The sequence below is a fragment of the Streptomyces sp. WM6386 genome (assembly GCF_000972385.1).
Taxonomy (GTDB): domain Bacteria; phylum Actinomycetota; class Actinomycetes; order Streptomycetales; family Streptomycetaceae; genus Streptomyces.
Genome location: NZ_JXTE01000048.1, coordinates 18,573 through 33,288 on the forward strand (window position 1 = coordinate 18,573; position 14,716 = coordinate 33,288).

13 protein-coding genes are annotated in these 14,716 nt (G+C 72.0%); 12 read left to right on the top strand and 1 reads right to left on the bottom strand.

Translation table 11 applies throughout. The features are described 5' to 3' along the window. The first annotated feature begins 4 nt into the window (after positions 1–4). Positions 5–1,441: an aldehyde dehydrogenase family protein gene (locus TN53_RS26480; protein WP_046261172.1), complete on the top strand. Its 1,437-nt coding sequence runs from the start codon at positions 5–7 to the stop codon at positions 1,439–1,441. Further along, complete coding sequence (locus TN53_RS26485; protein WP_046261173.1) at positions 1,434–2,345, top strand: aldehyde dehydrogenase family protein; 912 nt, start codon at positions 1,434–1,436, stop codon at positions 2,343–2,345. Before TN53_RS26480 ends, TN53_RS26485 begins: the two co-directional genes overlap by 8 nt. A gap of 67 nt (positions 2,346–2,412) precedes the next feature. Here TN53_RS26485 and TN53_RS26490 read toward each other — a convergent pair whose 3' ends face one another. Further along, a complete protein-coding gene (locus TN53_RS26490) occupies positions 2,413–2,820 on the bottom strand; it encodes a hypothetical protein (protein ID WP_046261174.1) in 408 nt (135 codons plus the stop codon). A 293-nt stretch (positions 2,821–3,113) separates the two neighbouring features. Between TN53_RS26490 and TN53_RS44225 the strand changes: the two genes are divergently transcribed. The 10 genes from TN53_RS44225 to TN53_RS26535 all read left to right on the top strand — a co-directional run bounded on the left by TN53_RS44225 (position 3,114) and on the right by TN53_RS26535 (position 14,706). Continuing rightward, positions 3,114–3,848 (top strand): helix-turn-helix transcriptional regulator, encoded by a 735-nt coding sequence (locus TN53_RS44225; protein ID WP_052745317.1) that lies wholly within the window; start codon positions 3,114–3,116, stop codon positions 3,846–3,848. Between the two features lie 186 nt (positions 3,849–4,034). Next, positions 4,035–4,298: a phosphopantetheine-binding protein gene (locus tag TN53_RS26500; RefSeq protein WP_046261175.1), complete on the top strand. Its 264-nt coding sequence runs from the start codon at positions 4,035–4,037 to the stop codon at positions 4,296–4,298. Between the two features lie 3 nt (positions 4,299–4,301). Continuing rightward, positions 4,302–5,750, top strand: coding sequence for a methylmalonyl-CoA mutase family protein (locus tag TN53_RS26505; protein ID WP_046261176.1), 1,449 nt, complete (start codon positions 4,302–4,304; stop codon positions 5,748–5,750). 29 nt (positions 5,751–5,779) lie between these two features. After that, the gene (gene ccrA, locus TN53_RS26510) at positions 5,780–7,123 is read left to right on the top strand and encodes a crotonyl-CoA carboxylase/reductase (RefSeq protein ID WP_046261177.1); all 1,344 of its coding nucleotides are present in this window, start codon (positions 5,780–5,782) and stop codon (positions 7,121–7,123) included. A gap of 136 nt (positions 7,124–7,259) precedes the next feature. Then, a complete protein-coding gene (locus TN53_RS47435) occupies positions 7,260–7,400 on the top strand; it encodes a hypothetical protein (RefSeq protein WP_159038199.1) in 141 nt (46 codons plus the stop codon). After that, entirely contained in the window at positions 7,397–9,259 is a 1,863-nt protein-coding gene (locus tag TN53_RS26515) for an AMP-binding protein (RefSeq protein ID WP_046261178.1), read from the top strand. The genes TN53_RS47435 and TN53_RS26515 overlap by 4 nt, the downstream gene beginning before the upstream one ends. After that, positions 9,252–9,500, top strand: coding sequence for an acyl carrier protein (locus TN53_RS26520; protein WP_095046740.1), 249 nt, complete (start codon positions 9,252–9,254; stop codon positions 9,498–9,500). The genes TN53_RS26515 and TN53_RS26520 overlap by 8 nt, the downstream gene beginning before the upstream one ends. Next, a complete protein-coding gene (locus tag TN53_RS26525; protein WP_046261180.1) occupies positions 9,484–10,761 on the top strand; it encodes an MFS transporter in 1,278 nt (425 codons plus the stop codon). The genes TN53_RS26520 and TN53_RS26525 overlap by 17 nt, the downstream gene beginning before the upstream one ends. 190 nt (positions 10,762–10,951) lie before the next feature. Further along, positions 10,952–13,783, top strand: coding sequence for a condensation domain-containing protein (locus TN53_RS26530; RefSeq protein WP_159038200.1), 2,832 nt, complete (start codon positions 10,952–10,954; stop codon positions 13,781–13,783). Beyond that, the gene (locus tag TN53_RS26535) at positions 13,780–14,706 is read left to right on the top strand and encodes a diiron oxygenase (protein ID WP_046261182.1); all 927 of its coding nucleotides are present in this window, start codon (positions 13,780–13,782) and stop codon (positions 14,704–14,706) included. The genes TN53_RS26530 and TN53_RS26535 overlap by 4 nt, the downstream gene beginning before the upstream one ends. Positions 14,707–14,716: the final 10 nt, after the last annotated feature.

Sequence of the window (14,716 nt, forward strand, 5' to 3'; positions counted from 1 at the left end):
CCACATGGCAACTGCATTCGAGTACGCACCGGCACCCGAGTCCCGCTCGGTCGTCGACATCGCGCCCTCCTACGGGCTCTTCATCGACGGCGAGTTCGTGGAGGCGGCGGACGGCAAGGTCTTCAAGACCGTCTCCCCCGCCACCGAGGAGGTCCTCTCCGAGATCGCCCAGGCGGGCGAGGCGGACGTCGACCGCGCGGTGCGGGCCGCCCGCAAGGCCTTCGAGAAGTGGTCGGCACTGCCCGGCTCCGAGCGCGCCAAGTACCTGTTCCGTATCGCCCGGATCATCCAGGAGCGCAGCCGCGAACTGGCGGTCCTGGAGACCCTGGACAACGGAAAGCCCATCAAGGAGACCCGCGACGCCGACCTCCCCCTGGTCGCCGCGCACTTCTTCTACTACGCGGGCTGGGCGGACAAGCTCGACCACGCGGGCTTCGGATCGAACCCGCGTCCGCTGGGTGTCGCCGGTCAGGTCATCCCGTGGAACTTCCCGCTGCTGATGCTGGCGTGGAAGATCGCCCCGGCGCTCGCGACCGGCAACACGGTGGTCCTGAAGCCCGCCGAGACGACCCCCCTCTCGGCCCTGTTCTTCGCGGACATCTGCCGCCAGGCCGGTCTGCCCAAGGGTGTCGTCAACATCCTTCCCGGCTACGGCGACGCGGGCGCGGCCCTCGTCGCGCACCCCGATGTGAACAAGGTGGCCTTCACCGGTTCGACCGCGGTCGGCAAGGCGATCGCGCGCCAGGTCGCGGGCACGGACAAGAAGGTCACCCTCGAACTGGGCGGCAAGGGCGCCAACATCGTCTTCGACGACGCCCCGATCGACCAGGCCGTCGAGGGCATCGTCACCGGCATCTTCTTCAACCAGGGCCAGGTCTGCTGCGCGGGCTCCCGGCTGCTGGTCCAGGAGTCGATCCAGGACGAGCTGCTGGATTCGCTCAAGCGCAGGCTCTCCACCCTCCGACTCGGCGACCCGCTGGACAAGAACACCGACATCGGCGCGATCAACTCCGAGGAGCAGCTCTCCCGGATCACCTCGCTCGTCGAGGCGGGCGAGGCGGAGGGCGCCGAGCGCTGGTCCCCGGCCTGTGAACTCCCGTCCTCCGGCTACTGGTTCGCCCCGACGCTCTTCACGAACGTCACCCAGGCGCACACCATCGCCCGCGACGAGATCTTCGGCCCGGTCCTTTCGGTCCTGAGCTTCCGTACGCCGGACGAGGCCGTCGCCAAGGCCAACAACAGCCAGTACGGCCTGTCGGCGGGCATCTGGACGGAGAAGGGTTCGCGGATCCTCGCCGTCGCGGGCAAGCTGCGCGCGGGCGTGATCTGGTCCAACACGTTCAACAAGTTCGACCCGACCTCGCCGTTCGGCGGTTACAAGGAGTCGGGCTTCGGCCGCGAGGGCGGTCGCCACGGCCTGGAGGCGTACCTCGATGTCTGAGAAGAACGAGAAGACGGACCGTTTTGATCGGCTGTCGGTCTTCAAGACCTACAAGCTGTACGTCGGCGGGAAGTTCCCGCGTTCCGAGAGCGGCCGGGTGTACGAGGTGAGCGACGCGAAGGGCAACTGGCTGGCGAACGTGCCGCTTTCGTCCCGTAAGGACGCCCGTGACGCGGTGGTCGCCGCGCGCAAGGCGTTCGGCGGATGGTCGGGCGCGACGGCCTACAACCGGGGTCAGATCCTGTACCGCGTCGCGGAGATGCTGGAGGGCCGCCGCGAGCAGTTCGTGCGCGAAGTGGCCGATGTGGAGGGGCTGTCGAAGTCGAAGGCCGCGGCTCAGGTGGACGCCACCATCGACCGCTGGGTCTGGTACGCGGGCTGGACCGACAAGATCGCCCAGGTGGTCGGTGGCGGCAACCCGGTGGCGGGTCCGTTCTTCAACCTCTCCACCCCGGAGCCGACCGGCGTGGTCACGGTCCTGGCCCCGCAGGAGTCGTCCTTCCTGGGCCTGGTCTCGGTCGTCGCCCCGGTGATCGCGACCGGGAACACGGCGATCGTGATCGCGTCCGAGGAGGCCCCGCTGCCCGCCCTGTCCCTGGGCGAGGTGCTGGCCACCTCCGACCTGCCCGGCGGTGTCGTCAACATCCTGTCCGGCCGTACGGCGGAGATCGCGGCGCCACTGGCCGCGCACCAGGACGTCAACGCGATCGATCTGGCGGGCGCCGATGACGTACTCGCCAAGGAGCTGGAGATCGCGGCCGCGGACAACCTGAAGCGGGTTCTTCGTCCACAGGCTGTGGATTATTCGGCGACTCCGGGGATCGACCGTATGACGGCGTTCCTGGAGACGAAGACCGTCTGGCACCCGACGGGTTCACTGGGCGCGTCCGGCTCGTCCTACTGACGGCCACCACAGACCGGAGAGCCGCGCCTTCCCACCGTCCTGGGAAGACGCGGCTCTCTGCGTACCGTCAGCGGTTGTTGAGGAGCCCCGCGGCCTGGCCGACCACCGGGATGCTGCCGATGGACTGGGCCTGCGCCACCGGGCCGGTCAGCGCCTGGGTGGCCAGGGGCTGGAAGTCGGCGAGCTGGGTGCCGAGGCCGTTGTCGAGGGGGTCGACGCCGGTGCCGGCGAGGGGGTTGGGCTTGAGGCCGCTGATCGGGCCGGTGACGTAGCCGACCGTGCCGGCCAGGCCCTGGAGGCCGGCCTGCGGGTCGATGTTGCCCAGCGAGGTGGGGCGGGTGCGCATCACGTCGAGGACCGGGTCGGTGTCCGCGGAGGCCGTCGCCGCGCCTGCGCCCAGGGCCACGCCCGCGGTCGCGAGGGCGGCCAGCGCGCGCTGGGCGGTGGGGGTGGAGGGGGACGCGTGTCGGGCCATTGCTGCTGCCGCCTTCGTCTTGCGCAAGGTAATCGGGTCGACACGAAGGGTAGTTGAGGTTCGGCGCACACTCCACCGCCGACCCGCAGACTTCAAAGGCATCCCCATAGGCGTGACAAGTAGCGGTCATTTAATGCCGGAATCCGATTTGCGGCATTCGAACTATCGACTGAATAACGCCGCTTGACGTACCCTCAAGATCACTTCAAAGCGGGGGCAACACCCCCGCCGCGGTGCGTGAGTCAGATGACCAGCCTTTCGATCAAGGATGGAATTTGAGACCCGGGGGGGCCATGTCCATACACATAGCCGATGTCCAGCAGCACACGCGCGCCATCGAAACCTATTCGGGTCCCGATGATTTCGAACTGGTGCACCCGGTACACGCCGACGCCGTCTGCGGAGTTCTTCGCAGCGCGTTCGCCGAAGCACCGCACACTCGGGGCTTCACGCAGCTGACCGGACGCTTCGCCGTCGAGACGATGCATCACCCGCTCTCCGATTTCTCGCGCCTGATCCGCACCGAGATCCTCACCCGCGGACACAGCCTGCGACTGCTGGCGGACCGCGGCGTCATGACCGATCCGCGCTCCCGCGCGCTGCCGGGCGGCGCCAGGGCGCGCCAGGTGCAACTGCGCGTCACCGACGCCCCGTTGCCCGACCTGGCCCTGCTGGGTACCGAGCTCGGCCTGGTGCGCACCGTGGCGCCGGACGGCCGGCTGCAGATCCTGCTCGCCCGCCGGGAGGCCACCGCCGCCCTGCTCCAGTTCCAGCAGGTGCTGTGGGGCCACGCCGAGGGCCTGACCTCGGCGCGCGACGTCCGTGAGCTGCAACTGGACGAGATCCAGCGCCAGGTGTTGCAGATGCTCGGCTCCGGCATGAAGGACGACACGGCGGCCCGGCAGATGAACGTGTCCGTGCGCACCTACCGCCGCCATGTGGCCGCCATCCTCAAGTCCCTTGACGTCAGCACCCGTTTCGAGGCGGGGATCAGGGCCGCGGAGTACGGGCTGGTGTCCGCGCCCTGACAGCCGCACCCGGGTCCGCGCCAGGGCCCCGGGTGGCAGGTTGCTGCCGACTTTGGCGCCCGGAACCTGTTGCTGCCGCGGCGCGCGGACTTCTAGGTTGATCAGGAAACCAGCACCCCCACCAGGTAATTGACCCCCGTTCTTCCGTGCCCACGCACGGCATCACGGGCAGAAACGGATGACGGAATGTCCATTGCTTCGGTCACCCATGCCGATGTCGAGGCCGCCGTACTCGCCGTGACGGCAGAGGCCCTGAATGTCCCCGAAGTGCATCTCGACGACAATCTTCTGGAACTGGGCGTCGACTCCCTGGTCGCCACCCGGATAGTGGCGGCACTGCGCACCCGCTTCGGCGCGGACATCCCCTTGCTCAACATCTTCGAATACCCGGAATTGCGCGAATTCGCCATATCGGTCCTGGACGCGATCCAGGACGCACCCCAGGAATGATTCATGGGCATACCGGGCGAGTTCCCCTACGACGCCGGACTGCACCCGGGCGGGTACACGACCCGGCTGTGGACCATGCGGCAGCTCGCGGGCCTCTACAGCGCCGAGAGCACCAACAGCCGTTTCCGATACCTGCTGGAGATGGGTGAGACGGGCCTGTCGCTCGCCTTCGACCTGCCGACCCAGCTCGGCCTGGACCCCGACGCCCCCGCCGCCGACGGCGAGGTGGGACGCACCGGGGTCTCCGTCGCCACGGTGGACGACCTGAAGACCGTGTTCAAGGAGATCCCGCTCGACCGGGTCTCGGTCTCGTTCACCATCAACGCCACCGCCCCGATGCTGCTCGCGATGTGGATCGTGGCCGCCGAGGAGTCGGACGTGGACCCCGCCGCCCTGCGCGGCACCCTCCAGAACGAGATGCTCAAGGAGTTCCTCGCCCGCAAGGCGTACGTGTACGACCTCGACACCAGCGTGCGCTACGCCCTCGACGTCGTCGAGTACTGCATGGAGCACCTGCCCGGCGTCAACCCCATCTCGGTCTCCGGCGGGCATGCCCGGGAGGCCGGGGCGGACGCCGCGCTGGAGGTCGCCTGTGCGCTGGCGAGCGTGGACGCCTATCTCGCCGGGATGGTCGAGCGCGGGCACTGTGCGGAGCACGTCGCGTCCCGGTTCAGCTTCATCTTCGGCACCGACATGGAGGTGCTGAAGGAGGCCGCCAAGCTGCGGGTCGCCCGCCGCCGGTACGCGGAGCGGATGCGGGACCGCTGGGGCGTGACCTCGCCCCGGGCGATGCGGCTGCGCGCACAGGTCAACACCTTCGGCTCGGCCCTCGCCTACCAGGAACCCCTCAACAACATCGTCCGGGCCACCCTGCAGGCGGTCGCCGCCGTCCTCGGCGGCACCCAGTCGCTGCATGTGTGCAGCTTCGACGAGGCCGTGCAGACACCCGGCCCGCTCGGCGCCCGGATCGCCCTGCGCACCCAGCAGATCATCGCCCACGAGACGGACCTGGCCCGCTACGCCGACCCGCTCGGCGGCTCCCACGTCATCGAGGGCCTCGTCGACGAGCTGGGCAAGGAGGTCGACGACTGGCTGGAGCGCATCGAGGCGCGCGGCGGTGTGGCCGCCTGTATCCGCAGCGGCTGGCTGGAGGGCCAGATCGAGGAGCTCGCCTACCGCGACCCCGGGCCCACCGTGGGAGTGCTGGAGACCTCGCCCTCGGAGTCCGAGCGCCAACTGCTCCGGACCGAGGCCCACACCACGACCGGTGGCCGGCGTGACATCGAACGCCCGGACTGCGAACCGGAGTTGACCCGGCTGCGGGACGACGCCCGGGCCGGCCGCAACGTCCTGCCGGCCCTGATCGAGGCGGTCCGGCGGCGGGCCACCATCGGGCAGCTCTGTACCGCCATGCGACCGGCCGACGACCCCTCGGCACCGTCCCTTTCCTGACACTCCCCCACCCCAGCGGAGTCGCACTGATGTCTCAACTGATCGAGGCGGTCCGGCACGGCGCGGACCCGGACGAACTACTGGCCTGCCCCGTGCCGGAGTCCTATCGCGCGGTCTTCCTGCGCCGCGAGGACGAGGACCTGTTCAAGGGGATCGACAGCCGCGACAAGGACGTACGACGCACCCTGCACCTCGGCGAGGTGCCCATGCCGGAGCTGGCGCCGGACGAGGTGCTGGTCGCGGTGATGGCGTCCGCCGTCAACTACAACACCGTCTGGTCCGCGCTGTACGAGCCGATGTCGACCTTCGGGTTCCTGGCCCGGTTCGCCCGCGAGGGCCACTGGGAGGCGCGGCACGACCGCGACTACCAGGTCGTCGGGTCCGACGCGGCCGGTTTGGTGGTCCGGGTGGGCAGTGCCGTACGGCACTGGACCCCCGGTGACCGGGTGGTGGTGAACCCGCCGTACATCGACGAGCAGGATCCCGTCGCCCAGCGGGACGGGATGCTGACCACGGGCATGCTCGCCTGGGGGTTCGAGACCAACTTCGGCGCGTTCGGCGACTTCGCCGTGGCCCGCGCCTCGCAGCTCGTGCCGATGCCGCCACATCTGTCGTGGGAGGAGGCCGCCTGCAACACGCTGTGCCTCGGCACCTCCTACCGCATGCTGATCGGTGACCACGGCGCCCGGATCAGGGCCGGGGACATCGTGCTGGTCTGGGGCGCGGCGGGCGGGCTCGGCAGCTACGCCGTGCAGCTGGTGCGGCAGGCCGGCGGGATCGCCGTCGGGGTCGTCGGCTCGCGGGACAAGGCCGATCTGGTGGACCGGCTGGGCTGCCATGTCGTCGTCGACCGCAACGAGGTGGGGCTCGGCGACGACGAGGACGACGCCTCCGCGTGGCGGGCGCTGGGCTCGGTCATCCGCAAGGAGCTCGGCGAGGACCCGCATGTCGCCTTCGAGCACGTCGGCAGGTCCACCTTCGAGACCTCGGTGAACGTGGTGCGGCGCGGCGGTGTGGTGGTGACCTGCGGGTCCAGCAGCGGATACCGGCACGTCTACGACAACCGCTATCTGTGGATGAAACTCAAGCGGGTCATCGGCAGCCACGGCGCCAACATCGACGAGGCGTGGGAGGCGAACCGGCTGCTGCGCCTCGGCATGGTCATGCCCGCCCTCTCCCGGGTCTTCCCGCTGGCCCAGGCCGCGGAGGCCACCCGCTCGGTACAGCTCAACGCCCACGAGGGCAAGGTGGGCCTGCTGAACCTGGCGACCGCGGAGGGCCAGGGCGTCCAGGACCCGGGACTGCGGGAGCGCATCGGCGAGCCCCGACTGCGACTCTTCCGCGACCACGCCGGACAGGCGGCCCGCCCGTGACCACCCCGTACGCCCGCAGCGCCCCCGAAACCTTCCGCCACCGGCCGACCGGGACGCCGGGAGCAGTCACCGTCGCCGCCGCGGACGGGGATCGGCCGCGGCCCTTCCACGACCACACCGAGCAGGTGGGGAACAGATGACCACCCCTCACGACAGCGCCCCCACTGCCTTCCGCCATCGGCCGACCGGGACGCCGGGAGCGACCCCCGTCGCCGCCACGGACGAGAACCGGCCACGGCCCTTCCGCGACCACGCCCGGCAGGTGGGGCGGACATGACCACTCCGTACCTCAGCATCCCCGAGGCATTCCGCCGTCAGGTCGCCCGGGCGCCGGGGGCGGTTGCCGTCGCCGGGGTGGGTGAGGAGCTGACCTACGGTGAGCTGGACCGTCGCTCGGACGCGTGGGCGGACGCGCTCGTCGCGCGCGGGGTGGTGCCCGGTGACCGGGTGCTGGTGTGCCTGGAGCGGTCGGTATCGCTGGTCGTCGGCCTGCTCGCGATCCTCAAGGCGTCGGCGGCGTATCTCCCGGTGGATCTCGGGGAGGCGCCGGCCCGGCTGGCGGGCATCGTCGCGGACGCGGAGGTCCGGCTGGCGCTGTGCGACGAGGTGGGGGCCGGCGTGCTGGCGGCGCATGAGGTGCCGGTGCTGCTGGTCGGCCGGTCCGGCGGGACAACGGCGGGTGCCACGACCGGTGCCGCGTTGCCGACGCCCGCCGACAGGCCCATATCGCCCGCCGGACGGCCCGGCGCGGGCAGGACCGACGCCGAGGCACCCACCCCTCCCGGCACGACCGATACCGAGACACCCTCGCCTCCCCGCGGGCCCGCGCGGCCCGCCGGACAGCCCTCCCAGGGCACGACCGACGCCGACGCACCCACCCATGCCGAGACGCCCTCGCCTCCCCGCAGGCCCGTGCCGCTCGCCGGACAGCCCTCCCAGGGCACGACCGACGCCGACGCACCCACCCCTCCCGGCACGACCCATGCCGAGACACCCTCGCCTCCCCGCGGGCCCGTGCCGCTCGACGGACAGCCCTCCGAGGGCGCCCCGCGGAGCGGGCCCGAAGACGTCGCCTGCGTCATGTACACCTCCGGCTCCACCGGCCGCCCGAAGGGCGTGCTCGTGCCGCACCGGGCCGTGCTGAACCTTGTTCACGAGCCGAACTACGTCACCCTGGACGGCCATGACCGGCTCCTGCAGCTCGCCCCGGTCGCCTTCGACGCGGCGACCTTCGAGATCTGGGGCGCGCTGCTGAACGGCGCCCGGCTGGAGGTGGCGCCGGCCGGGCCGCTCGGCGCGGAAGGGCTGGGCGGGCTGCTGCGGGAGCGGGGCATCACGGTTCTGTGGCTGACCGCGGCGCTGTTCCACCGTCAGATCGACTTCGACGCCGGGTCGTTGAGCTCGCTGCGCGTGCTGCTGGCGGGCGGTGACGTGCTGTCCGTGGAACATGTCCGACGGCTCCGCGCGGCCGCCCCGGGCCTGCGGGTCGTCAATGGCTACGGCCCGACCGAGGCCACCACCTTCTCGCTGTGCCACCGGATCGCGCCGGACGAGGAGTTCCCCCGCTCGGTCCCCATCGGCGTCCCCGTCCAGGGCACCGAGGCCCAACTGCGGGACGACTCCGGGGCGGTCGTGCCCGAGGGCGCCGAGGGCGAACTGTGGATCGCGGGGGCGGGCGTGGGCCTCGGCTACTGGCGCCGCCCCGACCTCACCGCCGAGCGGTTCGTCACCGATGCCGACGGCCGCACCTGGTACCGCACCGGCGACCTGGCCCGCCGACGATCCGACGGCGTCCACGAGTTCCTCGGCCGGATCGACGGCCAGGTCAAGCTGCTCGGCCACCGCGTGGAACCCGGCGAGATCGAGAACCTGCTCGCGGGGTGCCCGCCCATCGGCCAGGCCGCGGTGGGCGTACGCACCAACCTCGTGGGCGACCCCAAGCTGGTCGCCTGGGTCACCCTCACCGGCCCGCTGGACCGCCGCGCACTGCGCGCCCGACTCCGGCGCGAACTGCCCGAGTACATGGTGCCGACGCTCTTCGCGGCCGTCGACGCGCTGCCCGTGACCGCCAACGGCAAGGTCGACCGCAACGCCCTGCCGGCCCCCGACTGGCGACGTAAGGAGAACTATGTCTGAGGTGCGCGACCGGCTCGCGGACACCGTCACCGCGGTCTGGACCGAGGTGCTCGGCATCGACGGGATCGGGCCCGACGACGACTTCTTCGACCTGGGCGGCGACTCCCTGGTCGCCACCCGGCTCACCGCCCTGCTGGAACAGCGGCTCGGCGTCGCGATCGACGTACTGACGGTGTTCGACCACCCCACGATCGGGGAGCTCGTCACGGAACTGGAGAAGGCACATGGCGACCGGCTCTGACTCCGCCGAGAGCGGAGCGCCGGCGATCGCTCCGAACAAGCGGAACGTACGGCTGTGGCTGGCCGGGACATCCGTCTCGCTGTTCGGCGATGCCGCGCTGTGGATCGCGCTCGGCATCTGGATGAAGGACCTGACGGATTCCAACGGTGCGGCCGGACTGGCCTTCGCCGCCTATGTGCTGCCCCGCCTCGGCGCCCCCTTCCTCGGTCTGGTCGTGGACCGCTACCGGCGCCGGCCACTGATCGCGCTGATCAACTTCGCGCTGGCCGGCTGGGTGTGCCTGGCCTTCCTGGTCCACGACAAGGACCAGGCGTGGCTGCTGTACCTGGTGCTGTTCGGCATCGGTCTGGGCGTCGGCATGCACAACGCGGCGGGCAGCGCGCTGCTCACCCGCCTGGTGCCGGCCGAGGAACTGGGCCCCACCAACGCGCTGATGCGCACGCTCCAGGAGGGCGGCATGCTCGTCGCGCCCGCCGTCGGCGCGGCGCTGTACACCTGGGTCGGGCCGCGTGCCGTGGCCGGGCTGGAAGTCGTGACGTTCCTGGCGTGCGCCCTGTGCGTGCTGGCGGTGAAGGTCGAGGAGCCCGAGCCGCAGCGGCCGGACGGCAAGCTGGCCCAGGAACTCCTGGCCGGGGTGCGGCACTTGGCACGCACCCCGCAGCTGCGCGCGGTCTCCGTGGCCATGGGGCTCGGCCTGCTGGGCTTCGGTTTCATCGAGACGCTGATCTACGCCGTCGCCGACGAGGGTCTGCATCGCAGCGCGTCGTTCGTCGGGGTGCTCACCGTCGTCAAGGGCGTCGGCTCGGTGCTGGGCGGCCTCGCCGGGGTGCGGGTGCTCAAGCGGATGGGGCCGGGCCGGGAGGCGATGCTGACCGTGTTCGGGCTCGGCACGATGGGCCTGGGCTGCGCCCTGCTCGTCCTGCCCGGCGTGGTGGCGGCGCTGGCGGGTGTGTTCGTGATCGGCCTGGGCATTCCCGGCGCGGTCGTCGGCCTGTACACCTCCGTGCAGCGCAACTCCCCCGACCGGCTCCAGGGCCGGGTCGCCTCGGCGGCGAGCATGCTCGCGACCGCGCCCCAGGTGCTGGCCGTGTTCACCAGCGCCGCGCTGGTGGCGAGCGTCGACTTCCGGGTGCTGCTGGGCGTGATGACCGTCCTGGTCCTGGGCGGCTCGGGCTACCTCGCCCTGCGGATGCGCGGCTTCCCCGCCGTGCCGCGGCCCACCACCGCGCAGCCGCACTCCGCGCCCGCCGCCGCGGAGTGACGTACCGCCGCGCCAGGCCCTGTTCGGTGGCCGCCGGGGTCCGGCCGGGGGTCACGCGGCCACCGTGAACGGCACGCCCCGGCGGCCGACCCGAGCGAAGCCGGGTGACGACGACGCGCCGGACCCCGACGCCCGCGTGACCCCCGGCCGGACCCAGCGGCCGGACCCGCACTTTCCGAAGGAGATCCTCATGACCGGCGCCCCCGTGGTGCTGCCTCTGACACCCCAGCAGCGAGGCGTGTACTTCCTGCACTGTCTGGCCCCGGACAGTGCGGTGTACAACGTGCCGATCGTGCTGCGGGTGCGCGGCGGTCTGGACCGCGAGCGGCTCCAGCGCGCGGTGGACGTGCTGGTGACCCGGCATCAGGCGCTGCGGCTGACGGTGCGGGAGAGCGACGGGCAGGTGCTCCAGCTGATCCACCCCGCGGAGGTGGCGCCCCGGGTCGAGGTGAACTGGACCTCGCTGCCGGGCGCGGACCTGACCCGGGCGGCCGCGGAGGTCGTGCGGTACGCGGGCCGGCCCTTCGACGTGGTGAGCGGTCCCCTGATGCGGGTGGACGTGGTGGAGCTCGGTGGCGAGGAGCACGCGGTGTCGCTGTGCTTCCACCACCTGATCATCGACGAGATCGCGGCGACCGCGCTGGCCGGCGAACTGCACCGGCTCTACGAGGACCCCGCCGCCCTCCCCGGTACGGGCCCCGAGCACCAGTACGCCGAGTTCTGCGCCGGACTGCTGGCCGAGCCCGATCCGAAGGGCCTCGACTTCTGGCGGGAGCGGCTGGCCGGGATGCCGGTGCTGCCGCTGCCCGAGGAGCATGTCCCCGAGGACCACGGCCTGTTCACCGGCGACCGGGTCGGCTTCACCGTGCCCGAGGCCGTCTCGGCGCGCGTCGCCGAGGTGAGCCGCGCCCACCGGGTCTCGGAGTTCATGGTGTTCCACGCCGCGCTGCTGGTGCTGCTGCACCGGTGGACCGGCGCCGAGGACATCGCCGTGGGTACGCCGATGAGCGGCCGGGTCGACGAGCGGTTCGCCGAGACCGTGGGCTTCTTCCAGAACACGGTCGTGCTGCGCGGCACGGTCGACCCCGGGCAGAGCTTCGCGGCGCTGCTCAAGACGTCCCGGCGGACCGTGCTGGAGGCTCTGCAACGCCAGCACGTGCCCTTCGAGACGGTCGTGGACGCGGTCCGGCCGTCCCGGGAGTCCACCCGCAACCCGCTGTTCCAGGTGGCGCTGGTCTTCAACCGGCGCAAGGTCGAGCAGGACTGGAGCCTGCCGGGCCTGACGGTGGAGCCGCTGCCGTTCCCGTGGCCGACCTCGCACTTCGATCTGGCGCTGACCCTGCTGCACGAGTACGGGGTGCTCAAGGGCGACTTCGCCTACAGCGCGCAGCGGTTCTCCCGGGCCACGGCCGAACGGCTGACCGCGGTGTTCCTGCGGCTGCTCGGCGGGCTGCTGGCGGACCCGGACGCGCCGGTCGGCGACGTCGACCTGATGGACGCCGAGGAGCGGGCGCGGGTGCGGGAGCTGAGCACCGCGAGCGGCCGGCAGGTGCTGGACGGACGGGGGCGGCCGCTGCCGCTCGCCTTCCACGGCGCCGTGCACACCGCGGACCCGGCGGGCGGGCGGCCGGTGCCGACCGGGGAGCGCGGCCGGTTCGCCGCGGACGGCCGGTTCGAGCTGTGGCGCGACCCCGTCGAGGCGGCCCTGGAGGCTCATCCGGGTGTGCTGGCCGCCGCCGTGGTGCGGCTGCCCGCCACCGAGGACGGGAGCGGCGAGCAGCTCGTCGCCTGTGCCGTGCCGCGCCCGGGCGTCGAACCGCCCGCGCCGCGCGAGCTGTCGGCCCATCTGCAGGCCCGGGTGCCGGCGCATCTGCTGCCGCAGCGGGTCGTCGTACGGGAGAAGATCCCCACCGGGGCGGACGGCCGCCCTGACCCGGCCGCGCTGGCCGCCGTGCCCGAACCGGCCGAGGGGACGCCGGAGGAGGCCGCGGACGACGCTCCGCGCGATGCCGTGGAACGGCGGCTGGTGGAGCTGTTCGAGGAGCTCCTCGGCGTGCCGGGACTCGGCCGCTACGACAACTTCTTCGACTACGGCGGCCAGTCGCTGCTGGCGGTCCGGCTCGTCGCACGGGTCGCCGAGGAGCTCGGCCGTCCGCTCGGCGTCGGCGTCTTCATGAACAACCCGACCGTGGCCGCCCTGGCCCGGGCCCTCGCCGAGGACGGCACCGCCGGCCCCGCCGGTCTGGTGCGCCTGCGCACTCCCGCGGGCGACCCCTCGGACGTGGCGGTGGCCCTGATCCACCCGGTCGGCGGCACCCTCATGTGCTACGCGCCCCTGGTCGCCCTCCTGCCCGGGCACACCGAGGTGGTCGGCCTGGAGCGGGTCGCGGGCGCCCACCCCGACGACCCCACCTACGCGGACCTCGTCGACCGGTACGCCACCACCCTGGCCGACGCCCTGCCCGGCCGCCGGATCGCCCTGCTGGGCTGGTCGCTCGGCGGCGTCCTGGCCCACTCGGTCGCCGACCGGCTCACCGGACTCGGCCACGACGTCGCCCTGGTGGCGCTCCTGGACTCCCTCGCCCAGCGCACCGTCGAGGACGCCGAGCGCATGTCCGCCACCTCCGCGGAACTGCTCGCGCTCGCCGGTTCGGTGCTCCGGGACGGCACCGGTGTCCTCGGGGCCACCGCCGGACAACGGCTGCTCATGCGGCGCTTCGGCGTCGACCTGGACCTGCTGCGCGACACACCCGCGGACCAGGCCGCCCGCATGCTGGAGGACTGGGCCCGGCTGCTCGGCCTGGTGGCCGAGTGCGCCCCGGCGAAGACCACCGCGCCCCTCCAGCTCTTCCTGTGCGCGGACAACCCGGCCGGCTACCCGGAGGCGCTGGCCGCGAGCTGGGAGGGCCTCGGCGGGGCGCTGGAGCTGTGCCGGGTGCCCGGGACGCACATCGAGGTGCTCGCGTCCCCCGCGGTGGAGCAGGTCGCGGCGGCGTTCACCGAGCGAACAGGACGGTCATGACGGAGCCCCGCGTCGCCGCCGACTGGTACGAGAGCGCCGGCGTGCGCGGCGGCCCGCGCCGGATGCTGCGGGAGGATCGCGAGGCCGGGCTGAAGGTGTTCCCCGAGCATCTGGTCCCGCATCTGCACCACGAGGGACTGGCCGGCCTGGGCGCGGACACCCGGCAGGCGCTGCTGACCCAGCACTTCTACCAGTACATGCTGTTCACCTCGCATCTGGAGACCAAGGTGGTCAACCGGGGGGCGGCGATGGTGGCGCACGGCGAGACCGACGTCGACCTCGGGCCCGGTGCCCGCCTGGACGCGTTCAAGATCTACAGCGACGAGGCCTATCACGCCCTGTTCAGCCTGGACGTGGTGCAACAGGTGGAGAAGACCACGGCGGTGCCGGTGCTGCCGTACGACTTCGCGCCGCGCATGGCCCGCCTGGACCGTACGGGCCACGAATTCCTGCCGGACCACGGCTCGCTGGCCCACATCCTCCAGGTCGTCGCCTTCGAGACCGTGGTGACACGGATGCTGGCGCGGATCCCCCGCGACGAGACGGTGTTCCGGGTGGTGCGCGAGGTCGTGGGCGACCACGTCCGCGACGAGGTGCACCACCACGCCTACTTCACCCGCTACTTCAAGGAACTGTGGGCGAGCCTGTCCCCGGCGACGCGCGTGAAGGTGGCCTGCGCCATGCCGCACTTCGTCGACGACTGTCTGCGCCCCGACCTCGACCCGGTGCGGTCGGCCCTGCACACGGCCGGGGTGAGCGCCGACCTGGCCGAGGAGGTGCTGCGCGACTGCTATCGCGAGGAGGTCCTCGCGGCCGGCGTACGGGACGCGGGCCGGCACACGCTGGGGCTGTGCGAGTCGGTGGGCGCGTTCGACATACCCGAGGCCCGCGAGCAGCTGCATCTGCTGGGGCTGACGGACTGACGGGTCCCGG